Genomic DNA, 22,279 nt, shown 5'->3' with positions numbered 1-22,279 from the left:
AACGGCAACGGCCCCCGCACGGCAGGCATGGTAGAAATAGCCATGCGTCGATTTCTCGTGCGGTTGGCCGTTCTGGTCACAGCGCTTCCGCTCGTCGCCGTCGTGGCACCCGCAGCGCACGCCGCCACGACGGCGCCGGCGCTCGTGATCGGCAGCGACTTTCCCGATCCCGACGTGTCGCGGTTCGGGTCGACCTACTACGCCTACTCGACCAACAACGGGAACGGAAACGTGCCCGTCGCCACCGCCGCCGCGTTGACCGGCCCGTGGACCCGGCGCGCCGACGCGTTGCCGGCCCTGGGCGCCTGGGCCGGCGGCGGCCGCACCTGGGCGCCCGACGTGTCCGTCCGGGCCGACGGTCGCTACCTGCTCTACTACACCGCCCGCAGTGTCGCGACCGGCCGGCAGTGCCTCGGTGCCGCGCTCGCCAACGCCCCGCTCGGCCCGTTCAGCCCGGTCGGCTCCGGCCCACTGGTCTGCGACGCGGGCGAGGGCGGCGACATCGACGCGTCGAGCTTCACCGACTCGACCGGGCTGCGCTACCTGCTCTACAAGGACGACGGCAACGCGATCGGGCAGCCGACCAGCCTCTGGCTGCAACGGGTCGCGGCCGACGGGGTCACCCTCCAGGGCGCGCGGGTCGAGCTCCTGCGCAGCGGGCGCCCCGAGGAGAGCGGCGTGATCGAGGCGCCGGTGCTGACGAAGGTCGGCAGCCAGTACGTGCTGTTCTACTCTCTCGGCGGCTACGGCGGCGACGCGTACCAGACGAGCTATGCGACCTCGACCACGCTGACAGGGCCGTACACGAAGGCTTATCGGTCGTTGCTGACCACCGCGAGCCTGGACGGCACGGTGCGCGGGCCGGGCGGCGCGGACGTCGTGCGGGAGAGCGGCGGCGACCACCTCGTCTTCCACGGCTGGATCAACAACAACGGTGCTCGCGGCATGTACGTGGCCGCGCTCGGCTGGTCCGGCGGCTTTCCCGTGGTGCGTGGCAGCCGGGTCCGCTACGAGGCCGAGCGCGGGGTCCTGACGCACTGCTCGGTGCGCGCCACGACCACGGCGTCGCAGGGGCAGGCGGTGGCCTACATCGACTACGCGGACAGCGCCGTCGCCATCTCGGTCTTCGCGCCCCGCGCGGGCTCCTACACGGTCCACATCGGATACTCGGCCGGGTTGGGCGAGGCGCAGCACACCCTGAGCGTCAACGGTGGTGCCGCGCAGGTGGTCACGTACCCGAACACGGGTTGGGAGACCTGGCGCCAGGTCCGGGCGGACGTCACGCTCGCGGCCGGCACCAACACGGTCCGGTTGGGGTTCCGGAACCGCTGGGCGGAGCTCGACTACGTCGAGGTGGCCTGACGACCGGATCGCCGACCTCGTGGACCTGGTCCGGCGTTGACCGGGCGACGGGGTTGGATGGCCGGATGAGGACTCCACCGCTCGCGTTCAGACTGCTCCACCGCCTGCGCGGCGCGTACTGGTTGATCGCCAAACCGACCACGTACGGCGTGAAGGCGCTGATCGTGCACCCGGCGGACGCCGACCGGGTCCTCCTCGTCCGGCACAGCTACGGCGACCAGACGCTGTGGAGCCTGCCGGGAGGCGGCTACAAGCCGGCCAGGGAGACGCCGGAGCAGGCGGCCAGGCGTGAGTGCGCCGAAGAGCTGGGCATCGAGGTGGACCCGTCCGCCCGGGTGCTGGAGGAACACCTGACCACCAGCGGCGGCAAGCAAGGCCATCTGAAGATCGTGCTTCTGCGCGCGACCTCGGCCGAGCTCAGCCCCAACGGCGAGATCGCCGAAGCGCGATGGGTGGCCGTCGACCTCGCGGACCTGCCCGCCAACCCGGCGGTGTCCAGGTGGGTGCACTCGGCCCTGGAGGCCCGATAGAAAACGGCCCCCCAGATGATCTCTGGAGGGCCGTTCCATTTGTAGCGGGGACAGGATTTGAACCTGCGACCTCTGGGTTATGAGCCCAGCGAGCTACCGAGCTGCTCCACCCCGCGTCGGCTTGTTAACACTAGCGCACCCTGTTGCGTGGTGCCAAAACGGGGGCCGGCGTGGCCGCCGGCCCCCGTTCAGATCAGCCCGCCGACGGTGACGGCGGTGTCGTCGGCGGTGCCTGCGACCCGGTCGGCGTCGGCGTGGTTCCGGAGCCCACCGGGCGGTTGTTGGCCGCCTTCTGGGCCGCCTGGAAGTCGTCGCTGGCCTTCTCCAGGTCGGCGAGCGCCTTGCCGTAGCGCTCCAGGTCGCCCGACGCCTGCGCGGCCTTCACCTCGTCGATGGCGGCCGACAACCGCTGGCCCGCCGCGGCCAGTTCCGGTGACATCGCCGGTGGTGGTTGGTCGCCGGTGGGTGGCGGGTTCTCGGGCTGCTCCGGCTGGCTCGGTGGCTCGCCGGCCGCCTGTCTCTGCGCGTCGCCCTTCGCCACCAGGTCCTTGATGCCCTGTTGCAGGTTGGGCGCCAGGACCGCGTTCGAGCCGTCGCCGTAGGAGAGCAGCACGCGTTGCAGCAACGGGTAGGCGTTCTGCGAGTTGCTCTTCACGTAGACCGGCTCGACGTAGAGCATGCCGTTGTCGAACGGCAGCGAGAGCAGGTTTCCGTACTGCACCGTGGCCTTGCCGTCGGCCGAGAGCAGCGAGAGCTGACCACGTACGTCGGTGGTGTTGGTCATCTGTTGATGGACCTGCACCGGGCCGGCGACGACCGACTGGTCGGGCAGCTCCAGCGCCTCGAGCTTCGGTTGGCCGTTCACGTACGACCCGGAGATGATCGCGGCCAGGTTCTGCCGGCCGCGTGGCGTGACCGCGGACGTGAGCTGGAACCTCGGCTCGTCCTGGCCCGGCATCTGGGTCATCAGGTAGTACGGCGGCTGCTTCTGCCCGCGGTCCGGGTCGTCCGGCGCGTTGGGCACCTCCCAGTAGTCCTGCCCGGAGAAGAACTCGTTCGGCTCGGTCACGTGGTACCGGGCGAGCAGGTCCCGCTGCACCTTGAACAGGTCGGCCGGGTAGCGGAGGTGGTCGGAGAGCTCCTGCGGGATCTCCGTCTTCGGCACGATCAGGTGCCCGCCGAACGCCTGGTTCCAGGCCTTCAGGACCGGGTCCTTGTCGTCGTACTCGTAGAGCTTGACCGTCCCGTCGTACGCGTCGACGGTCGCCTTCACCGAGTTGCGGATGTAGTTGATCTCTTCCCGGGCCTGTGCGACCACCGCGCCGCTGGTGGTCAGCTCGTCGCTGGTCACCGACTGCAGGTTGACCCGCTCGGAGTTCGGATAGGTGGCCGCCGTCGTGTAGCCGTCGACGATCCAGACCACCCGACCACCGACCACCGCCGGGTACGGGTCGCCGTCGAGCTTGAGGAAGGGCGCGACCTTGGCGACCCGGTCACGCGGGTTGCGGACGTACATCAGCTTGGAGTTGTCGTTGACCGCCTCGGAGAGCAGGAAGTTGGTCTCCTGCATCTTCACGGCGTAGAGCAGCCGGCGCGCGAACGAGCCGATCGGGACACCGCCGGTGCCGTCGTACGTGTAGTACTGCTCCTTGCTGCCGGTCGGGCGGTCGAACTCGGCGTTGCTGCCGTTGCCCCGCGAGCCGACGACCGCGTAGTCACCGTCGTCCATCTGCTCGCCGTAGTAGATCCGGGGCTGATCGGTCTTGATCTCCTCGGTGGCCGACTGGCAGCCGGTGCCCTCGTCGCCCAGGAAGCCGGACACGAACTTGGGCTGCTCGTTGCAGACCTCGTTGGCCGGCGCCGCGACCACGCCGTACCCGTGCGTGTAGATGGTGTGGCGGTTGAGCCAGTTGCTCTGCTGCGCCGTCAGCCGGTCGTAGTTGATCTCCCGGACACCGACGACGTAGTCCTGCGTCTTGCCGTTGACCGCGTACCGGTCGATGTCGAGCTTGTCGCCGAAGTTGTAGAAGCCACGAGCCTGCTGGAGCTGCGTGTAGGTCTCGGAGAGCAGCTGCGGGTCGAGGAGCCGGATGTTCGGCACGACCGAGGTGTCGGTCGCCAGGCTCGCCGGTGGCGGTTGACTGCTGCCCGGGTACGCGTTGATGTCGACGTCGTTGATGCCGAACGCGGCCCTGGTCGCCTCGATGCTGTTCTTGATGTACGGCCGCTCTTTGTCGATCGTGCTCGGGTTGACCGTGAAGCTCTGCACGGCCGACGGGTAGATGCCGCCGATCGCGACCGCCGAGATGCCGAGCAGGGCGAGCGAGACACCCGGCCAGACCAGGTTCCGGATGAAGGCGTTGGAGAACAGGATGATCGCGATCGCGACGACGATCGAGATGTAGCCGAGGATCTCCTTGGCCGGCAGCAGCGCGTTGACGTCGGCGTAGCCGGCGCCGTAGACCTTGGCGCCCTCGTTGTAGGACAGCAGCAGCGCGCGCCGGTCCAGCACATAGGCGACGGCCTTGAACAGCACGAAGACCGCGACCAGCGTGGTCAGGTGCGCGCGGGCCGCGTTGGTGATGCGGTCGCCGCCGCCCTGGAGCCGCACGCCCCCGAAGATGTAGTGCACCGCGAGCGAGCCGATGACCGCGAGCACGACGGCGGTGAAGCCGACGCCGAGCAGGTACTTGTAGAACGGGTACTGGAAGACGTAGAACCCGACGTCGATGTTGAAGATCGGGTCCTTGGTGCCGAACGGCTGCGCGTTGCGGAACAGCATCCAGGTGTCCCAACGGCCCTGCGCCGAGAGCCCGGCGAACAGGCCGACCACGATCGAGACGATGGCGACCCAGGTGCCGATCCGCGGCGACAGCGCGACCCGGTAGCGGTCGAGCGTCTGCTGCTCCGACGAGTGCGGCCGCAACAGCGGACGGAGCCGGTAAGCCAGGTAGAGGTTGCCGCCGATGACGATCGCCATCGCCGCACCGACCGCCAGGAACAGCAACAGGCGGGTGGTGAGGACGTCGGTGAACACGCCGGTGTAGTGCACCTCGTCGAACCACAGCCAGTCGGTCCACGCGTTGACTCCCCAACCGAGCAGGGTGAACAACACGAAGACGCCGACCAGCACGCCGACCGTCACGCGGCCACGGCGGCTCATTCTCGGCAGGGGACTGCTACGCATGACCACAGTTGGCTCCGCAACGCTTGGTTAGCTAGGGGGCGGTGTTCAGACTACGGGGGGTTAGCACATCGGTGCCGAGCCGCCGCTCTTCAGCGCGTTGAGTGCGGCCAGGGCGTCGTCGACGTTGCCCACCTTGTACATCGGCAGGCCGTCGACGGCGTTGTTCTTCGCTTCTTCGCAGTTGTCCGCGGGCACCAGGAAGGCGACCGCGCCGGCGTCCTTGGCGCCGACCAGCTTCTGGGGGATGCCGCCGATCGGGCCGACGTTGCCCTGGTCGTCGATCGTGCCCGTACCAGCGATGATCTTGCCGCCGGTCAGGTCGTCGGCGCCCAGCTTGTCGATGATGCCGAGCGTGAACATCAGGCCGGCGCTGGGTCCGCCGATGTCCTCGAGGTCGAACTTGAGGTCGAACGGGTGCGGCTGCTTCTGCTCGATCTCGACGCCGATCCGCTGCTGACCGTCGACCGTCTTCGGGGTGATCTGGGTTTCGGCCGGCTGGCCACCCCGGGTGTAGCCGATGGTGATCGTGCTGCCGGCCGGCTTGGCCCGGATCGCGTCGGTCAGGTCGGGCGCCGTCTTGACCGCCTTGCCGTCGACCGAGGTGATCACGTCGCCCGCGTTGAGCAGGGAGTTGGCGGCGCCGTCCTTGGCCACGGACTTGACCGTGACCTGGATCGGGTAGCCGAGCTTCATCAGCGCGACGGTCTCGGCGCTGGTCTGCGACGCCTGGAAGTCCTCGGCGTTCTGTTGCTCGACCTGCTGCTCGGTCTGGTCCGGCGGGTAGATCAACTCCTTGGGTACGACGGCCTGCTTGTCCGAGAACCAGCCGGCGATCGCGGGGAGGAGCTTGGTTTCGGGCGACACCTTGACGGTGGTCAGCCGGAGTTGCCCGGCGGAGGAGAAGGTCTGTGTGCCGGAGATCTGGATGACCTCTTTGTCGGCCTCTTTGCCCAGGGTGTTGACGGTGGGGCCGGGACCGAGCACGACGTACGGAACCGGGGCGGAAAGCACCCCGAAGCTCAGCAGCACCGTGATCACGGCACCGAGCAGAACCGTCACGCCACGACTTTTCATGGCGGGAAGCGTACCGAGCGTCCCTGAATGGCGTTCCCCGAGTTCTCCCTGGGCTTAAGCAGGCGGTACGGTCCTGCGCGCCCGACGCGCGTACCGTTGACATGTGCCTGATATTCCGTTTGGCTTCGCGCTCCCGGGCGGCCAGCCGCCGGACCCCAATGATCCGCAGCAGATGCAGCAGTTCATGGCGCAACTGCAGCAACTGCTCGCCGCGCCGGGCTCCGGCCCGGTCAACTGGGACCTGGCGCGCCAGGTAGCCGCCGCACAGCTCGCCCAGGCCGGTGATCCCGCCGTGTCGCCGTACGAGCGAAACGCCGTGGAAGAGGTCCTCCGCCTGGCTGATCTCTGGCTCGAGCAGGCCGTGGCCCTGCCCTCGGGCGTCAAGACCGCGGTCGCCTGGAACCGCAACGAGTGGATCTACCGGACGCTCGACGTCTGGCAGAAGCTCTGCAACCCCGTCGCCGAGCGCATGGTCAACGCGATGGGCGACCTGGTGCCGCCGGAGGCCCGCGCCCAGCTCGGCCCGATGCAGTCGATGGTCACCACGCTGGGCGGCGCGCTGTTCGGCGGCCAGCTCGGCCAGGCGCTCGGCTCGCTCGCCGCCGAGGTGCTCTCGGCGGGCGACATCGGCCTGCCGCTCGGCCCCGCCGGCACGGGCGCGCTGATCCCGGCCAACATCCGTGAGTTCGCCACGGGCCTGGAGCTGCCGGAAGACGAGGTGCGGCTCTACGTCGCCCTGCGCGAGGCCGCGCACCAACGGCTGTTCGAGCACGTCCCCTGGCTCCGTGGCCACATCCTCAACTCGGTCGAGACCTACGCCAACGGCATCACGGTCAACCGCGAGGCGATCGAGGAGGCGATGGGCCGCATCGACCCGACCAACCCGGAGTCGATGCAGGAACTGGCTCTGGAGGGCATCTTCGCCCCGGAGGACACGCCGGCACAGCAGGCCTCGCTGGCCCGTCTGGAGACCACACTGGCGCTGGTCGAGGGCTGGGTCGGGCACGTGGTCGACATGGCGGTCGGTGACCGGCTGCCCAACGTGGTCCGGCTGGCCGAGGCGTTCCGGCGCCGCCGGGCGGCCGGTGGCCCGGCCGAGCAGACCTTCGCCGCGCTGGTGGGCCTGGAGCTGCGTCCACGCCGGCTGCGCGAGGCGGCGGCGCTGTGGGCCGCGGTCACCGAGCACCGAGGCGTGCAGGGACGCGACGGGCTGTGGGACCACCCCGACCTGCTGCCGTCGGGCGAGGACTTCGCGGACCCGGAGGCGTTCGCCCGGTCCCAGTTCGACAACGGCGGGCTCGGCGACTTCGACGACCTGGGCGACATCGACTTCGGCGACGCCGAGGGACCGAAGGAGAACCCACCTAAGAACGACGAATAGCCATTACTCGGGCTCGCGGTGGTCCGGACCGTTCCTCCCGCGAGAGACCGCTCCGCTGCGCTCCGCTTGCCAGGCCCGTCGTGGGCCTGGCAAGTGCCGTTTACGGGACCGGGGCGAACCCCGGCACCCACTCCTCCACGATCGCGCGGTAGGGCGCTTTCGCCTCGAGCTGGCAGAGGACGCCGATCGAGCCGAGGGTGACCCGGTGGATCAGCAGGTACGACGGCGGCAGGTTGAGCTGGCGGCTGAGCTGGAACGCCGGTGACTTCGGGCTCGCCAGCCGGGCCGCCTCGCCGCGCAGCCAGGCCCGGGTGAACTGGAACTCGTCGGCCGCGAGCGGGTCCAGCATCGGCAGCAGGAAGTTGAGCACGGCTTCGGCGTCGATGTCCTGTTCGAGACGCAGGAAGCCCTCTTCCCGCAGCCCTTCGACGACCGCGTCGGCCTCGTGCGCCAGCGCCAGCCGGGTCAACCGGCCGACCGGCTCCGGCAGTCCCTCGGGCAACCGCGCGACGGCACCGAAGTCGACCACGCCGAGCCTCCCGTCGGGCATCAGCCGGAAGTTGCCGGGGTGCGGGTCGGCGTGCAGCATCCGGGCACGGGCCGGCGCCGAGAAGTGCAGGGTCGCCATGCGGGCGCCAGCGAGGTCGCGCTCCTCCTGCTCGCCGCTCGCGATGATCTTCGAGAGCGGCATGCCCTCGATCCACTCGGTGACCAGCACGCGCGGCGCCTGGGCCACGACCTTGGGGATGAGGATCTCGTCGTCACCGGCGTACGCGGCCGCGAACGCCCGCTGCGCCTTCGCCTCGAGCTCGTAGTCGAGCTCTTCGCTGATCCGCGCCCGCAGCTCGACCAGCAGCGGCTTGATGTCGAGCCCGGGCTGGATCGCCTTGAACATCGCGCCGAGCCGCGACAGCTGCTTGAGGTCGGACAGAAGGGCGTCACCGGCGCCTGGGTACTGGATCTTCACCGCGACCGGCCGGCCACCCTTCGCGCGGCCCTTCCAGAGCGCCTTGTGCACCTGCCCGATGCTCGCGGCGGCGGCCGGCTGGTCGTCGAACTCGAGGAAGTGCTTGCGCCACTCGGGGCCGAGCTGGTCGGCGAGCACCCGGTGGACACTGGCGGCCGGCAGCGGCGGCGCGGACTCCTGGAGCTTCGTCAGGGCCTGGCGGTACGGCCCGGCCATCTCCTCGGGCAGCGCGGCCTCGAAGACGGACAGGGCCTGCCCGAACTTCATCGCTCCGCCCTTGAGCTGGCCCAGCACGGCGAACACCTGGTCAGCGGTGCGCTGCTGCAGTTCGGCGGAGATCGCATCGGACGCCATGCCGGTCATCCGCTTGCCGAAGCCCAACATGGCCCGCCCGGCGAAGCCGAGTGGCAGGGAAGCGAGCTTGGCAGTCCGGGTAACGGCCTGGCGCGGGATGTCGCTCACCAGATCATTGTGACTGACAGTTTCCGGACACCCAAGATCATAATTAGGTGGGTACGCAGGAACATCGCGGATGTGGCGGCCAATGACGCCACCGCAGGTCACCGGGAGAGACGACCGTCACGGCGCCACCGGAGGTCCGAGGCCGACCGCCGTCGATGTATGCCAACGCCTCGGCCGCGCCGAGAGCGGCGGCGGTCATGATCGTGACCAGGTCACCGGCCTCGTCGGACGGCGGCCCGGTGGCCAACCCGGCGGCGATGGCGGCCCAGGCGTCGTCACGCTCCGCCCGGTGGTGGTCGAGGCAGCTCAGGCAGGGCGAGCCGGCTGGCCCGACGAACGGCCCGATCACGGGAGCGCCGTCGCGAAGCTCGACAGCGAGCACGGCCTGCCCACGGCGACGCAACGCGGCGGCGGCCAGGTCGGCGGGCTGCTGAGCGCCGACCTGGATGACGAGCTGCGCTCTGGCCCGACCCGGCCGCGCACCCGCGGCGCTCACGGCGGCGGCCACAGCCGCGAACCGCGGCTGGCCGACGGCGCTCGGCTCGAGCCCGAGTACCGCCTCCTCAGGCCGGACCACCCCCGGCAGATCCGGCCGCACGTGACCGACACCGGACCGCGCCAGCGCGATCGCGATCGGGGTCGCCAACCGCCCACGCCCGGTGACCACAACCCGAGCAGCGGCCCGCAGCCGCAGAACCTGAGCGGGCGTGACCAACCCAACGGTGGTGTTCGCCACAGTCCGGGGCCGGGACGCGCCGGTCCGCCCTGATCGGCGGGCGGAACTCCACCTTTCGCGTGCGGAGGTGCCGGTCGAGCCTCCCGCCTCGCGGTCCGGCCCTACGGTCTCGGTCCCGGCGGTAAGGCCATTCCGACCTCCCGGCTCAGAGCCAGCGACAGTGACCTCGCTGGCGCCCGGTGCGCCGGAGGGGCCTCCCGAGGTCCGACCAGGCCCGACCAGCTCGCCGCTATCCCGAGCGTCAGAAGGACCTCCCGAGGTCCAGCAAGGCCCGACCGCTTCGTTGCCGCTCACAGCCGCTCGCGGGCCTTCTGGTGCCGGGCCGGGATAAGCCTGCTCCGTTGTGCCGGCTTCGCCGGGCAACGGCTCATTCGATGACCGCTCGGCAGAGGCCGCGCGTCCTCGCCTCGACACCCCGGCCTGGCCTTGCGGCTGGACGGGGCGGGGCGGGCCAGGGGTTGGCGCGCTCAGGGGGCCGCGTAGCGCCCACCGCCCCGCGACCCTTCGCTCCGCCTGGCGCAGCGCGAGTGCGGCCGCCTCGGCGCGCAGGTGAAGCGCGGCGCTCGGTGGTGTCAGGCTGTGAGCGGCGACCACCAGGCCGTGGGCCGCGAGCGTCGTCAGTAGGTCGCGCACCTCACCCGGACGCACCCCGAGCCGCTGCGCGCCGGCCAGGATCTGTCGTTCGGTGTGCGATCCGTCCAGCAGGTCGAGGACCCCCGCGGTGCGTTCGTCGGCCAGCTCCACCAGCACCGCGAACGCCGGATCCACCCCGAACTGCAGCGTGCGGTCGCCGCGGCGGATGCGGGTCAGGCCTGGCAGGAGGGTCGGCCGGAGCAACCCAATCGTCGTCACGGCGTAACAGAATGTCACCGTCACCTAGCGGCGGTCGGCTCGTTGTCCACAGGTGGCGGGTCATGTACACGGGGTTATCCACAGCTTCCGGCGGGTTATCCACAACCAGCCGGTAACGTGACCGCCCGATCTTGATGACGCTCCGTATTCGTACCGAGACGCCGGAGAGGGCGGCCGCGTGGCCGCCCTCTCCCGTCGTTGCGTCAGCACGCCGGCCTCGGGCCGGAGCGAACTTCCGGTCAGACCTTCGCCTTGCCGAGGATCCGGTTGACAGTGGTGCCACAAACCGGGCACTTGCCCTTGGCCATGTTCATACCGGTCTTCGACACCTCGACGGTGCCCGTGAAGTCCCGCTTCTCCTTGCACTTGACGCAGTACCCGTTGTAGGTCTGGGCCTTGTCGGCCACGATGCCCTCCTAGTCTTGTTCGCCGGTTTCGCACCGGCGAATGCCCGGGTGCGGCACAAGAGCGCCGACGTCGGGGCTTCTCCGCGGTCACACGTGTGACCGCCGGTCCGCGGACCCTACCCACAAGCGGGCGGTTCCATGTCAGGAACCCGATCATCACCAGGGACGGGGCTCCGCTGGTAGTGCGATGCGACACCTGACGGGGACGAGTGTGCATGTCGGACTCGGCCGGATAAGTCAGATTCGGTCGAGACACGCCGACCAAAGCGCTCGTGCGAGCTGGATCACGCCGTTTACGGCACATCCGAGCGTGGGATCCCTTACCGTGTGCCGTAGGGTCCCTCGGGGCGCAGCGGACCCACCGCCAACGGCGTACGCGCGAAATTTTTTCCGGACGACACGGCGTGAACTAGCACTTTCCCGGCGTGACCGTGTGTGTTGGCCCTTGCGGCGGCATGGCACCTACCGGTTAGCGTGCCTTCGTGAACGGAACCCGGGGCTCCGGGGTGCGGTAATGGCCGCCACACGGAAGCCGGTCGTCGAGGTACGGCGCTCACAGCGCCGGCGCCGGACGGTGTCCGCCTACCGTGACGGCGAGCGCGTGGTCGTGCTCATACCCGACCAGTTCTCCCGGGCCGAGGAGACCGAGTGGGTTGACAAGATGCTCGCCCGTCTCGCGGCCCGTGAGCAGCGCCTCAGCCGCAGCGACGCCGAGCTGCAGGCCCGCTCCCAGCGCCTGATCGGTCTCTACCTCGCTGAGTTCGCCCGTGCCGCCCAACCGGCGAGCGTCCGTTGGGTGACCAACCAGAACGGCCGCTGGGGCTCGTGCACGCCCGCTGACCGGTCGATTCGCATCTCGCACCGGATCCAGGAGATGCCCGACTGGGTGATCGACTACGTGCTGCTCCATGAGCTCGCGCACCTCGTCGTCCCCAGCCACAACGCCCGTTTCTGGGCCCTCGTGGGTCGCTACCCCAAGACGGAGCGGGCGCGGGGCTATCTCGAGGGCGTGGCCGCCACGACGGGGCTGGTCCTGGCGGACTGAAATAACCTTGGGTCCGTGACCCGCCGTGTGATCGTCGTACTGCTCACCCAGGTGACCTGGGCACCCCCCGGCATCGAACTCGAGAAGTGGCGCCACGCGCTGGCCGAGGACGTCGTCGACCTGCTGGCGACCCTCAACGAGGTCGACCCGGCGATCGCCGCCACGCCGGCTGATCGGTCCCTCGCCGAGGCGGTGGCCTGGCCTTCGATGCAGGTGTACGAGGTGCCGTCGACCACCGTCAACGCCACGTTCGCGGCGGCCGAGGCGGACGGGTACGACCAGGCCGCGGTGATCGCCGCCGACGCGCCCGACCTGCCCGGCCTCATCCTGGGCAAACTGTTTCGCCCGCTGACCACCAAGACGCTCGCGATTGCCCCGAACGAGGGACCGGGCCTGCTCGGCGTCGCGTCCCGTCTGCCGGCGCCGAGCTGGCTGCCGGACCTCGACCTCGACGGCGATGTGACCGCGACGAGCATCCGCCCGCACGCGCCGAACCCGGCCGAGGTGGCGACCGCACCACCGTGGCGCCGCCTGCGCGGCCCGGCCGACCTGGCCACCCTGGACCAGGCGGTCGAAGGCTGGGACGCCACCCGAGCCCTGCTCACCGGCGGCGGTCTGTCGGGCTGATGTTCCGCTACCACCCCGACCCGATCGCGACCGGCTCGGCCGAGCGCGCGGAGTTCGTGTGCCACGTCTGCGGACAGCACCGGGAGGTCCGCTACACGGGACCGATCTACGGCCGGCGGGCGGAGAACCTCTGCCTGGACTGCATCCACTCGGGTGAGGCGTCCCGGGCGCTCGGCACCGTCGCGGTCCCGCTGCACGACGGCGAGACGCTGGAGATGCCGGCTGAGTTCAGCGACGCGGTCGGCGTCCCGGACGACGTGCCCCGCGACGTCGTCACAGAGATCACCCAACGCACGCCGGGCTTCGTCGGATGGCAACAGGAGTCCTGGCTCTACCACTGCGCCGACGGCGCCGCCTACCTGGGCCCGGCAGGCCACGCGGAACTGCAACGACACCCGGACGCCTACGACATTATTCGCACCGACCTCCTCGAACGCGGCTGGCCGGCCGAGGAGGCCGACAACTTCATGCGGCGCTTCGACCGCACCGGCGAGCCCACCGCCTACCTGTTCCGCTGCCTGCACTGCACCACGCACCTGGCCTCGTGGGACATCGGCTGAAAAGCACATTCGGCCGAGGGCGCGAAGCCAGCGCGCGGCGGCCGGCCGATAGTGGTCACGGCGGCCGGTCTGACCGCCGTAACCGGCCACCAAGACACAACCTGGCAGACGACGGCACAGGCCAGCGGCGCGGTCTCAACATCGGCGCGCCGGCGCCGGCGGGAAGCCCCGCTACGTGCTGTCGAGGTGTAGCGCCCACGGGATAGCCGCTAACGAACTGGCGGGCACGACGGCCCCGACCGACGCGTTGCCGCCCTCGAGCCAGTCGCCGGCGAAGAGGAAGCCGTCCCGCTGAGCGGCACCGACATCAAAGAACCCACGACGAAGCTGGCAGCGAAGCGAAGCGAGCGGTCCCCGGCGGGAGCAACGGTCCGGACCACCGCGAACCCGGGACCCGATCTTGATCTTGATGTTATGACCCGAAAAGAACGGCCCGCCCCCGAAAGGGAGCGGGCCGTTTGTGGGAAAGCGGTGATCTACCAGCCACCCATCTGGCGCGCCGACTCGCGGCGGGCAGACATGGCGATGTTGCGGGCGGATCGGGTGGCCTCAGAGCGCGTCTTCCTGCCGGTCTGAGGCAGTCGCATTCGCGCTCGGGACAACGCTTCTTGGATGAGATTCATCTCCGTGGCTCCGTTCACACTGTTCATGGCGTTGGTTCTCGGTTTCTCGACGTTGGTGTTGGTGTGGTTTACGCGGACCGTTGACATGTCAGGCCGCCAGTCGGACCGCGACGCGCGGCTGCTCGGCGAGCCCTTCGGCTGCCATCCGCGCCTCGACCTCGACTCGGAGGACCGCGTCGCGGGCGACGTCTTCCTTACGCGGACGGCCACGGGGCCGCTTGCGGGGGACGACCGCGCCGCGCTCGAAGATCTCGCCGCCCCAGACGCCCCAGGGCTCGGCACGCTCGACCGCACCCGACAGGCACTCGACGCGCAGCGGGCAGTCCCCGCAGAGCGACTTGGCCAGCTCGAGCTCGGTCGGTGCGTCGGCGAACCACAGGTCCGGGTCGAACTTCCGACAAGGCAGTTCCGCGTCCAACTCGACGCTCTTCGCGTCGGGGTTGGCCAAGGCCAGGCTCATCGCCCGGTCACCTCTCTCTCGCGTTCGGTCTCATGGACCGCTTCGGCAAAACTGATGGAGCAAAAAAACTGAGGCCGCGGATCCCGGGTTGCGGGTTCCGCGGCCTCGAAGCGAGCCGGAGGTCTAGATGCTAGACCGGCCTACTTCGAGGTGGAACGCCGCGGACATCCATGCCGCCCTTGACCTGAATGCCCTTGACCGTGGACACATTGGTCCCGTGGAACGTGCCGGCAGTCGGCACCAGGAGCAGCTCGGCCTGAGCCTGGACCAGATAGGCCGGCGCGATCGGAGCCAAAGCCGGCGCGGCGAGGCGCGTAGCCTCAGCCGGGCACGGGGCATCGCTCAGCGACCACGGTCGGGTCATCGTGATGCTTGCCACCGGGGCCACCTCCCTCTGCTGACTCGTCATGCGAACGGAATATCTCTGCCTAACCAGGTTTGAGCAGCGCTCTCTCCTGATGTGCTCTGAGGCTATGCCTCCCCTCCGAGGGAGGGCAAACGGTTTTACGGGTCATTCGCAGAAGTTTTTTCTGGCTCAAGATCATCAACGGCCGCACCGGCCACCAGGGCCAGCGCCGCGTCGCCGTAGAGACCCAGCTTCCGCGGCCCGATCCCGGCGATGGCGATCAGGTCGGATCGCTGCGCGGGCTTGCGCTCGGCGATCGCCACAAGCGTCGCGTCAGTGAAGACGACGTATGCCGGAACGCGCTGACCTGCGGAAACGCGCGCCCGCCAGGCCTGGAGCCGCTCCAGCAGCTCTTCGTCCAGATCGGACGGACAGGTCGCGCACCGGCCGAGCTTGCGGTCGGCGCCGCCGAGCAGGGTGGCACCGCAGACCCGGCACGACACGATCCGTGGTGGCCTGCTGTCAGTTTTGCGACTGAGCCGCGCCACGCCAGAACCGGAGCCAGCACCGGCACCGGACCCACCCGACCGCCCGTCGAACTGCGGCAGGAACCGACACGGCCGACGGGGCCGCCCACCCGGCGAGCGCGAGATCGCGTAGGACAGCCAGAGCCACTCCCGCGCCCGAGTCACCCCGACATAGAGCAGCCGGCGCTCCTCCTCGACCTGCTCCGGAGTCTTCGCGTAGGTCGTGGGCAGGGTGCCGTCCGAAAGCCCGACCACGAACACGGCGTCCCATTCGAGCCCCTTGGCCGAGTGCAGCGACGCCAGGGTCACGCCGTCGACGGTCGGAGCGTGCTGCGCCGCGGCCCGCCGCGCGAGCTCGTCGACGAAGTCCGCGAGGGAGGGCGTACGCGACGACACCGCGCCCTCGCCGATCGGCAGCAGCACCGGCGTGGCCGCGAACTCCTCGGCGACCTGCACCAGCGCGGCCAGCGCCTCCCACCGCTCGCGTGCCGCGCCACCGGGTGGCCGCTGCTCAGGCGCCCAGCCGACCGCCTCCAGCGCGGCGGCCACCGACCGCACCAGCGGCTCGGCCGGGTCGGTCGACCGGGTGGCCGCCCGCAGCGCCACCACCGCCTGTCGGATCTCGGTGCGCTCGAAGAACCGCTCGGCTCCCTGCACCACGTAGGGCACCTCGGCCTCGGCCAACGCCTTCTCGTAGGTCTCGGACTGCGCGTTGGTGCGGAACAGCACCGCGATCTCCCGGGCCGGAGTGCCGGCGGCGACAAGCGCACGGCAGCGCGCCGCGACCGCCGCCGCCTCCCCCGGCTCGTCCTGGAAGATCCGCAGCTCCGGCTCGGCACCCGAGGGCCGCTGGCCGATCAGCTCGAGCCGCAGCCGCGCCTCGGAGCCGCGGGCCTGCCGGATCACCGCGTTGGCCAGCCCGACCACCTGCGGCGTCGACCGGTAGTCGCGGACCAGCCGGACCACCACCGCGTCACGCCGCTTGCGCGGGAAGTCGATCAGATAAGCGGACGTCGCGCCCGTGAACGAGTAGATCGTCTGCGACGCGTCGCCGACCACGGTCAGGTCGTCGCGCCCGCCGAGCCAGGCGTCGAGCAACCGTTGCTGCAACGGGTTGACGTCCTGGTACTCGTCGACCACGAAATGCCGGTACTGCGCCCGCACCTGCTCCGCGACGTCGGAGTGCTCCTCGATCCCCCACACCGCGGCCCGCAGCAGGTCTTCGAAGTCGATCACCCCGTTGCCCCGCTTGAGCTGCTCGTAGGCCGCGAACACCTCGGCCACCTTGGCCGCCTCGAACGGCGTCTCGCGCGTCGCCTTGGCCGCCGCGACCACGTATTCACCGGGCTCGACCAGCGACGACTTGGCCCACTCGATCTCACCGGCCAGGTCGCGCGCGCCGGTGCGGTCGGTGCGCACACCCACCCGGGCCGCGGCCAGCCCGACCAGCCGCGCCTTGCTGTCGACGAGCTCGGGCAGCTCACGCCCGGCGAGCAGGCGCGGCGCGAAGTAGCGAACCTGTCGCAGGGCCGCCGCGTGGAACGTGCGCGCCTGCACCCCACCGACCCCCAGCGCCGCCAGCCGAGAGCGCATCTCGGCAGCGGCGCGCGCGGTGAACGTGACGGCCAACAGATGCCGCCCCGCGATGTCACCACGCAGCGTGCGATAGGCGATGCGGTGCGTGATCGCCCGCGTCTTACCGGTGCCGGCACCGGCCAGGATGCAGACCGGCCCGGCGGCCGCGGTCACAGCGGTGCGCTGCTCGGGGTCAAGGCCCGAGAGGACCTGCTCCGCCGGAGAGTCAACCGCCACAGTCAGGAATCATGACAGCCAGGTCCGACGTTCTCTCCAACGGAGGACCCCCCAACCCCCGGAGGAAGCTCGATGTTGACGATGTACTCCACCTCGTGGTGCGGCTACTGCCACCGCCTGAAGTCCCAGCTCGACCGCGAGGGCATCGCGTACGAAGTGATCGACATCGAGCGCGACCCGGCCTCGGCCGACTACGTCATGAGCGTCAACGGCGGCAACCAGACAGTTCCGACACTTCGGTTCGACGACGGCACCGCCCTCACCAACCCGTCGATCACCCAGGTGAAGACACATCTCGCTTCGCTTGAAACGGCATAAAGCAGAAGCGGATCTACGCGCGTCCGTCGGGCGCACGACCGTTTGCTCCCGCGCGCAATGGTCAGGGACCCACAACCCGGGCCCCTGACCAGCCGGGTCCGCGTTACCCGACCCCGGCCCAGGTCGCGATCAGGTAGTGCGCGATCGAGACTTCCATCGGCAGCGTCATGAGTGCCGGCTCGTCGGCGGTGCCGAGGTCCACCCGCGCGCCCGCGAGCAACTCGCGGACCTCCGCCCGGGTGAACCAGCGGGCCTCGGTGATCTCCGCCGGGTCGACCTTGAGCGGCTGCGCCGGATCCGCCACCGCCGTATAGGCCAGCATCAGTGAGCCCGGGAACGGCCACGCCTGGCTGGCCACGTAGTCGATCCGGTCCAGCGCGATGCCGACCTCCTCGGAGACCTCACGGGTCACCGCAGCCTCGGCGGACTCGCCCGGCTCGACGTAACCCGCGAGACACGAGAAGCGCCGGAAGCCCGGCTGCTTCGGCCACGTCGCGTTGTTGCCGAGCAGGCAACGGCCCTCGGGGCCGGCAACGCCGTCGGTGACCAGCACGATCATGGCGGGGTCGGTGCGCGGCCAGGTCTGGTTGCCTGAAGCGTCCGCCCGCGACCAACCCGCGTCGCCGATCGTGGTCGGCTGGCCCGTCCGTTCCGAGTAGCGGCTGCGGGCGTGCCAGTTGAGAATCGCCAGCGCCGTGGTGAGCAGGCCCGCGTCGCGGTCGCTGAGCTGATGCCCGACGTCGCGCAGGTTCGCCGGGCGCGTCCCCTCGATCGCCGGCAGCGTGCCGTCGACCGCGAAGACCGCCACCCCGTCCGGCTCCACACCCAGCAGGACCGCCGTCGACGGGTCCACATCGGACGTGTCACCGACGACCAGCGACAGCACGGCACCTACCGCGGCGTCGGCCGCGTCGCCGGTGACCAGGTCGCGGAACAGCGCCGTGCCGGTCGTCGAGTCGACCCGCAGCAGCCGGGCGGACGGCCACACCGACTCGAGCCAATGCGGGTCCGACCGCCGGTGCCCCGCCCGGTCCAGCGTGGCCCGGGCAAGGGGCGGGACAGCGGTCATTCCACCTCGATCTCACGCAGCGTGGCCACCGGCGCCTCGATCTTCGACGCGTCCCCGAGGATCACGGTCACGGCGCCGGACGGTGCCAGGTACTTCGCGGCCGCGGCGGCGACGTCGTCGCGCGTCACGGTGCGCACCTGCTCGGTGTAGTCGGAGAGGAAGTCCAACCGCAGACCCGCCCCGGCGTACGTCGTGGCCAGCGCGGCGATCCCGCTCTGGGTCGAGACACCGAGCATCAGCGTGCCGAGCAGGTATTGCCGCGCCTGCTCCAGCTCTTCCTCACCGGGCGGCAGGGTGGCCATCCGGCCGAGCTCGTAGACCGTCTCCAGCAGCGCCGGGCCGGTCACGTCGGTGGCGACCTCGGCCGAGAGCAGCACGACCGACCCCGCGGCCGAGTGGTCGATCACCGAGTGCGGCCCGTACGTGTAACCCTTGTCCTCGCGGATGTTCTCGACCCAGCGGGACGAGAAGTAGCCGCCGAACACCAGGTTGGCCAACTGGAGCGCGGCGTGGTCCGGGTGGGTCCGGGGCACGGCGGGCAGCGCCATGCGCAGCGACGACTGCACGGAGTCGGGCCGGTCGACCAGCAGCACCGGGCCGGGCTCGGGCTGCGGCGCGTTCGGCAACGAGACGTCCTTGCCGCCGCCGTTCCACGAGCCGAGCACCGCCTCGGCGGTGTCGAGTGCCCGCTTGGGCTGGAAGTCGCCGACGAGCACGAGCGTCGCGCCGGCCGGGTGCACCCGTTCGGCGTGCAGCGCCCGCAGCTGGGCCGGCCGGACCGCGCGCACCTGCTCCGGCTCCGGGGTCTGCACGGCGTACGGGTGCCGCCCGTAGAGCCGCCGCAGCAGCGCCTCGCGGGCCAGGTGCGCGGGCTGGCTCTTGGCGACCTGGATGTGGTCGACCAGCCGGTCCCGCTCGGTGCCGACCTCGTCGCTGGGGTACGCCGCCCCGTCCAGCACCTCGCCGAGGATCTCCAGGATCCGGGTGAGCCCGGCGGCCAGGCTGTTGCCGCTGATCATCAGCCGGTCCGGGTCGACCGACGCGGACAGGCCGCCGCCGACCGACTGGAGCTCGGCGGCGATCTCCACGGTGGACAGCTCGGCCGTGCCGGAGAACAGCGTGTGCGACAGCATCGCACCGCGGGCGAGGTTGGCCTTCGCGAACGGCAGCCGCAGCCGGACCTCGACCAGCGGCACCGCCGGCCGGCGGATCGCGATCACGGTCAGCCCGTTGGTCAGCCGCCGCTCGGACTCGGTCGGCAGCTTGATCGGCGCCGCCGGCAGGAGGGCCGGCAACGTGCGCTTCGTGTCGCTCACTTTCCGCCTCCGGGGATGACCTCGATCGACGCCCGGCGCTGCGGGGTCAGGGTGGCCGCGGCCGCGCGGACCTGCTCCGGCGTGACCTCGCCGATCAGGCGCGGCAGGTCGTTGATCAGCTCAGGTTCGCCGCGCTGCTCCTCGAGCACCGCGATCCGCAGCGCCCGGCCGAGCACCGCGTCGGTGTCGCGCAGCAGGTGGGTCGCCATGCGGGCCTGCACCCGGCCGAGCTCGGCCGCGGTCAGACCGTCGGTGGCCAGCCGCTCGAGCTCCTCGTCGGCGGCGCGCAGCACCTTGTCGACGTCGCCGCCGGGCGGCAGGTGATATTGCAGGAGCGCGGCGGTGGGGTCGCGCACCTCGAACGGCTCGCCCATGAACCCGATGTAGCCGCCGAGGCTGGTGACCGTGCGGTCGCGCAGCACCAGGCGCTCGACCAGCCGCGACGCGTCGCCGTCGGTGAGCACCTCGGCCAGCACCACGAAGGGCAGGTAGCCGGCGAAGTCGTCGATCGGGCTCGGCACGCGCCAGGCGGAGGCGACCGCGGGCAGCGGAGCCAGCCGGTCCGTGTACGACTCGCGCCGCTCGCTGGTCAGGTCGGGCTCGTCGAAGTCCGGGCGGGCCGGCGCGGGCCGGGCCGGCACGTCGCCGAAGTGCCGCTTGATCATCTCGGTGGCCTCGGCGACATCGAGGTCACCGGCGACCGAGAGCACCGCGTTGCCGCAGGCGTAGTAGCGCTCGAAGAACTCGGCCGCGTCGGCGACCGTGGCGCTCTCCAGGTCCTCGAACGACCCGTACCCGTCGTGCGCGTTCGGGAACGTGTCGAACATGACCGGCGGCAGGGTCAGCCACGGGAACCCGCCGTACGGCCGGTTGAGGACGTTGACCCGGATCTCCTCCTTGACCACGTCGACCTGGTTGCGCAGGTTCTCCTCGGTCAGGCGGGGACCGCGCATCCGGTCGGCCTCGAGGAAAAGCGCCCGCTCCAGCGCGCCGGACGGCAGCGTCTCGAAGTAGTCGGTGTAGTCGAGGTGGGTCGAGCCGTTGAAGGTGCCGCCGGCGCCCTGGACGTGCCGGAAGTGGGCGAGCTTCTCGAGGTTCTCCGAGCCCTGGAACATCAGGTGCTCGAAGAGGTGCGCGAATCCGGTGCGCCCCTCGGGCTCGCTGCGGATGCCGACGTCGTAGACCACCGCGACGCCGACCACCGGCGCGCTGCGATCGGGCGCCAACACCACGCGCAGGCCGTTGTCGAGCGTGAACCGCTCGACCGGATATTTGGTCGCCGGGATCTTTATTCTGCGGGCCACAGGGCCGAGGTTAGCGCGCTCTCACGCGAACCTGACGCTCAGACCGGCCGCATTCCAGCCAATGCGTCGTTCGCCACCCAGTCCCACTGGTGATGGGTCTCCGGCACCGACACGTAGAGCACCGCCGCCGTCGGCTTGCCCACATCGATGCAGGCCAGCGCCACGAGCTCGCTCTTGGCCCGCAGTCCCGGCGTGCTGAACCGCAGGCGGAACACCGTCACCCAGGCCGGTCGTCCACCCAGGACGGTCCGCTCGTCGCGGATCAGCTCCTGTTCGTTAGGTTGCGGGTAGTAGTTGGCGCGCGCGTCGGCGGCCACCTGGCGACCGACGCACTCCAGGTCGAAGGTGAACGCGTCGTTTGTCGCGGCCGGCACCGCGCCGGACAGCACCGAGGCGTGGTAGTCGCTGCGGCCGTCGTACGCCGCTTCGGTGACGAAGTGTTGCCCGACCCGGTAGGGCACCTGGAGGTCACCGGCGTTCCACACCGTGTTCCACCGCTCCCACGGCGGCCCGTAAGCCGGGTACGAGATCCCGGCCGTCTCGTCGACCGTCCGGGTGCCCGCGGGTGTCGGCGGGGGTGTCGCGGGCGCGGCCGTGCCGGGCAGGTCCGGCGGCGGCGGACACGCCCGGGCCAGCGGCGGACGCGCGTCGACCGGCGCCTCGGGCCGGCGGCTCACTCCCGGGCGGGCCGCGATCACCACGACGAGCCCGGTCAGCACGATCAACGCCGCCGCGCCGGCGAACCACCACAGCCTGCGGGGACCACGCGGCTCCTCCGACGGCGGTGGTGGTGGTGGTGGTGGCAGGTCGGAGGGCGGCGGGCCGAGCCGCGTCACTGCCCCGGCGGGGAAGCGTTCGGCGTTCGGCATACACCTAGTGAAGCATCCGAGGCACCATGGAGGGCGTGTTGCCCGTGCCGCTCGCCCTCCGCCTCCGCGACGCCGGCCTGCGCTGGAAGCCCGCGCCGGGCGACCGCTTCGCCATTCCCGACCGCGACCTCGACGACGAGGTCTTCGTGCTGAGCGACATGGTCATCGCGGTGCACGAGCTGCCTGACGGCCCGGTGATCGGCTTCAACGGCACGACCGAGTGGGCGATGGACGACCTCGAGCAGAGCGAGGCGATCTGGCTGCCGCGCGAGGATCAGCTCCGTGAGCTGCTGGGTGGGACGTTCCACATGCTGGAACACACAGGCGGCGGTTGGCGGGTGGCGCTCGAAGTCGGCGACCGGCGGCTGGACTTCGAGGCGGACACGGCCGAGGAGGCGTACGGCGCGGCGTTGCTGGACCTGATCAGGTTGGGCGTCGACTGAGA

General features: G+C 70.5%; 20 protein-coding genes and 1 tRNA gene. 8 read left to right on the top strand and 13 right to left on the bottom strand.

Translation table 11 applies throughout. From position 1 onward, the window contains the following. Nucleotides 1-42 precede the first annotated feature (42 nt). Nucleotides 43-1,362, top strand: a complete 1,320-nt coding sequence (locus tag AB0J88_RS03415; protein ID WP_364355361.1) for a family 43 glycosylhydrolase — start codon at nucleotides 43-45, stop codon at nucleotides 1,360-1,362. A 65-nt stretch (nucleotides 1,363-1,427) separates the two neighbouring features. Further along, nucleotides 1,428-1,892 carry an NUDIX domain-containing protein gene (locus AB0J88_RS03410; protein ID WP_364355364.1) on the top strand — a complete coding sequence of 155 codons (465 nt, stop codon included), beginning with the start codon at nucleotides 1,428-1,430 and terminating at the stop codon, nucleotides 1,890-1,892. Nucleotides 1,893-1,934: 42 nt separating this feature from the next. Here the strand turns inward: AB0J88_RS03410 and AB0J88_RS03405 are convergent. From AB0J88_RS03405 to AB0J88_RS03395, 3 genes are all read right to left on the bottom strand, one after another. Then, nucleotides 1,935-2,008 (bottom strand) — tRNA-Met (locus tag AB0J88_RS03405). 77 nt (nucleotides 2,009-2,085) lie between these two features. Beyond that, a complete protein-coding gene (locus AB0J88_RS03400) occupies nucleotides 2,086-5,079 on the bottom strand; it encodes a UPF0182 family protein (protein ID WP_364355366.1) in 2,994 nt (997 codons plus the stop codon). 60 nt (nucleotides 5,080-5,139) lie between these two features. Then, nucleotides 5,140-6,153 carry a PDZ domain-containing protein gene (locus AB0J88_RS03395; RefSeq protein ID WP_364355368.1) on the bottom strand — a complete coding sequence of 338 codons (1,014 nt, stop codon included), beginning with the start codon at nucleotides 6,151-6,153 and terminating at the stop codon, nucleotides 5,140-5,142. A 103-nt stretch (nucleotides 6,154-6,256) separates the two neighbouring features. Here AB0J88_RS03395 and AB0J88_RS03390 point away from each other — a divergent pair, with 103 nt between their 5' ends. Further along, nucleotides 6,257-7,534 (top strand): zinc-dependent metalloprotease, encoded by a 1,278-nt coding sequence (locus tag AB0J88_RS03390; RefSeq protein WP_364355370.1) that lies wholly within the window; start codon nucleotides 6,257-6,259, stop codon nucleotides 7,532-7,534. A gap of 100 nt (nucleotides 7,535-7,634) precedes the next feature. On the opposite strand, the gene AB0J88_RS03385 is transcribed toward AB0J88_RS03390, so the two are convergent. The 3 genes from AB0J88_RS03385 to AB0J88_RS03375 all read right to left on the bottom strand — a co-directional run bounded on the left by AB0J88_RS03385 (nucleotide 7,635) and on the right by AB0J88_RS03375 (nucleotide 10,958). Then, nucleotides 7,635-8,963, bottom strand: coding sequence for an AarF/ABC1/UbiB kinase family protein (locus AB0J88_RS03385; protein WP_364355372.1), 1,329 nt, complete (start codon nucleotides 8,961-8,963; stop codon nucleotides 7,635-7,637). Between the two features lie 43 nt (nucleotides 8,964-9,006). Continuing rightward, nucleotides 9,007-9,609 (bottom strand): TOMM precursor leader peptide-binding protein, encoded by a 603-nt coding sequence (locus tag AB0J88_RS03380; protein ID WP_364355374.1) that lies wholly within the window; start codon nucleotides 9,607-9,609, stop codon nucleotides 9,007-9,009. Between the two features lie 1,181 nt (nucleotides 9,610-10,790). Continuing rightward, nucleotides 10,791-10,958 carry a DUF5679 domain-containing protein gene (locus tag AB0J88_RS03375; RefSeq protein ID WP_170215861.1) on the bottom strand — a complete coding sequence of 56 codons (168 nt, stop codon included), beginning with the start codon at nucleotides 10,956-10,958 and terminating at the stop codon, nucleotides 10,791-10,793. A 514-nt stretch (nucleotides 10,959-11,472) separates the two neighbouring features. Here AB0J88_RS03375 and AB0J88_RS03370 point away from each other — a divergent pair. The 3 genes from AB0J88_RS03370 to AB0J88_RS03360 are packed head-to-tail and all read left to right on the top strand — an operon-like array spanning nucleotide 11,473 to nucleotide 13,190. Further along, complete coding sequence (locus AB0J88_RS03370; protein ID WP_364355377.1) at nucleotides 11,473-12,003, top strand: M48 family metallopeptidase; 531 nt, start codon at nucleotides 11,473-11,475, stop codon at nucleotides 12,001-12,003. Nucleotides 12,004-12,018: 15 nt separating this feature from the next. After that, nucleotides 12,019-12,630: a hypothetical protein gene (locus tag AB0J88_RS03365; protein ID WP_364355380.1), complete on the top strand. Its 612-nt coding sequence runs from the start codon at nucleotides 12,019-12,021 to the stop codon at nucleotides 12,628-12,630. Next, entirely contained in the window at nucleotides 12,630-13,190 is a 561-nt protein-coding gene (locus AB0J88_RS03360) for a CbrC family protein (protein WP_364355383.1), read from the top strand. The genes AB0J88_RS03365 and AB0J88_RS03360 overlap by 1 nt, the downstream gene beginning before the upstream one ends. 711 nt (nucleotides 13,191-13,901) lie before the next feature. Here the strand turns inward: AB0J88_RS03360 and AB0J88_RS03355 are convergent. The 3 genes from AB0J88_RS03355 to AB0J88_RS03345 all read right to left on the bottom strand — a co-directional run bounded on the left by AB0J88_RS03355 (nucleotide 13,902) and on the right by AB0J88_RS03345 (nucleotide 16,958). Continuing rightward, the gene (locus AB0J88_RS03355; protein WP_090792512.1) at nucleotides 13,902-14,273 is read right to left on the bottom strand and encodes a WhiB family transcriptional regulator; all 372 of its coding nucleotides are present in this window, start codon (nucleotides 14,271-14,273) and stop codon (nucleotides 13,902-13,904) included. A 130-nt stretch (nucleotides 14,274-14,403) separates the two neighbouring features. Continuing rightward, nucleotides 14,404-14,652 carry a hypothetical protein gene (locus AB0J88_RS03350; RefSeq protein WP_364355386.1) on the bottom strand — a complete coding sequence of 83 codons (249 nt, stop codon included), beginning with the start codon at nucleotides 14,650-14,652 and terminating at the stop codon, nucleotides 14,404-14,406. Between the two features lie 125 nt (nucleotides 14,653-14,777). Beyond that, complete coding sequence (locus AB0J88_RS03345) at nucleotides 14,778-16,958, bottom strand: ATP-dependent DNA helicase UvrD2 (RefSeq protein WP_364355389.1); 2,181 nt, start codon at nucleotides 16,956-16,958, stop codon at nucleotides 14,778-14,780. Nucleotides 16,959-17,030: 72 nt separating this feature from the next. On the opposite strand from AB0J88_RS03345, the gene AB0J88_RS03340 reads away from it, so the two are divergent. Further along, nucleotides 17,031-17,276 carry a mycoredoxin gene (locus tag AB0J88_RS03340; protein ID WP_364355392.1) on the top strand — a complete coding sequence of 82 codons (246 nt, stop codon included), beginning with the start codon at nucleotides 17,031-17,033 and terminating at the stop codon, nucleotides 17,274-17,276. Between the two features lie 103 nt (nucleotides 17,277-17,379). Here the strand turns inward: AB0J88_RS03340 and nudC are convergent, their stop codons facing one another. From nudC to AB0J88_RS03320, 4 genes are read right to left on the bottom strand one after another with little or no spacing between them, the layout of a single operon-like run. Then, entirely contained in the window at nucleotides 17,380-18,345 is a 966-nt protein-coding gene (nudC, locus tag AB0J88_RS03335; protein WP_364355395.1) for an NAD(+) diphosphatase, read from the bottom strand. Continuing rightward, nucleotides 18,342-19,661, bottom strand: coding sequence for a pitrilysin family protein (locus AB0J88_RS03330; RefSeq protein ID WP_364355398.1), 1,320 nt, complete (start codon nucleotides 19,659-19,661; stop codon nucleotides 18,342-18,344). The genes nudC and AB0J88_RS03330 overlap by 4 nt, the downstream gene beginning before the upstream one ends. Further along, nucleotides 19,658-20,965 (bottom strand): pitrilysin family protein, encoded by a 1,308-nt coding sequence (locus AB0J88_RS03325; protein WP_364355401.1) that lies wholly within the window; start codon nucleotides 20,963-20,965, stop codon nucleotides 19,658-19,660. Before AB0J88_RS03325 ends, AB0J88_RS03330 begins: the two co-directional genes overlap by 4 nt. Nucleotides 20,966-21,003: 38 nt before the next feature. Next, nucleotides 21,004-21,834, bottom strand: a complete 831-nt coding sequence (locus AB0J88_RS03320) for a hypothetical protein (RefSeq protein WP_364355404.1) — start codon at nucleotides 21,832-21,834, stop codon at nucleotides 21,004-21,006. Nucleotides 21,835-21,869: 35 nt separating this feature from the next. Here AB0J88_RS03320 and AB0J88_RS03315 point away from each other — a divergent pair, with 35 nt between their 5' ends. Further along, nucleotides 21,870-22,277, top strand: a complete 408-nt coding sequence (locus AB0J88_RS03315; protein ID WP_364355407.1) for a pilus assembly protein CpaE — start codon at nucleotides 21,870-21,872, stop codon at nucleotides 22,275-22,277. Nucleotides 22,278-22,279: the final 2 nt, after the last annotated feature.

The sequence above is a fragment of the Asanoa sp. NPDC049475 genome (assembly GCF_040676915.1).
Classification (GTDB): Bacteria; Actinomycetota; Actinomycetes; order Mycobacteriales; family Micromonosporaceae; genus Asanoa.
This window is presented reverse-complemented; position numbering and strand designations above follow the sequence as displayed.

Excerpts from the sequence above, each read along its gene's own strand:
- nudC (WP_364355395.1), bottom strand. The coding sequence starts at position 18,345 with ATGACCGCTGTCCCGCCCCTTGCCCGGGCCACGCTGGACCGGGCGGGG.
- AB0J88_RS03410 (WP_364355364.1), top strand. The coding sequence starts at position 1,428 with ATGAGGACTCCACCGCTCGCGTTCAGACTGCTCCACCGCCTGCGCGGC.
- AB0J88_RS03320 (WP_364355404.1), bottom strand. The coding sequence starts at position 21,834 with ATGCCGAACGCCGAACGCTTCCCCGCCGGGGCAGTGACGCGGCTCGGC.
- AB0J88_RS03400 (WP_364355366.1), bottom strand. The coding sequence starts at position 5,079 with ATGCGTAGCAGTCCCCTGCCGAGAATGAGCCGCCGTGGCCGCGTGACG.
- AB0J88_RS03340 (WP_364355392.1), top strand. The coding sequence starts at position 17,031 with ATGTTGACGATGTACTCCACCTCGTGGTGCGGCTACTGCCACCGCCTG.
- AB0J88_RS03415 (WP_364355361.1), top strand. The coding sequence starts at position 43 with ATGCGTCGATTTCTCGTGCGGTTGGCCGTTCTGGTCACAGCGCTTCCG.
- AB0J88_RS03360 (WP_364355383.1), top strand. The coding sequence starts at position 12,630 with ATGTTCCGCTACCACCCCGACCCGATCGCGACCGGCTCGGCCGAGCGC.
- AB0J88_RS03395 (WP_364355368.1), bottom strand. The coding sequence starts at position 6,153 with ATGAAAAGTCGTGGCGTGACGGTTCTGCTCGGTGCCGTGATCACGGTG.
- AB0J88_RS03370 (WP_364355377.1), top strand. The coding sequence starts at position 11,473 with ATGGCCGCCACACGGAAGCCGGTCGTCGAGGTACGGCGCTCACAGCGC.
- AB0J88_RS03355 (WP_090792512.1), bottom strand. The coding sequence starts at position 14,273 with ATGAGCCTGGCCTTGGCCAACCCCGACGCGAAGAGCGTCGAGTTGGAC.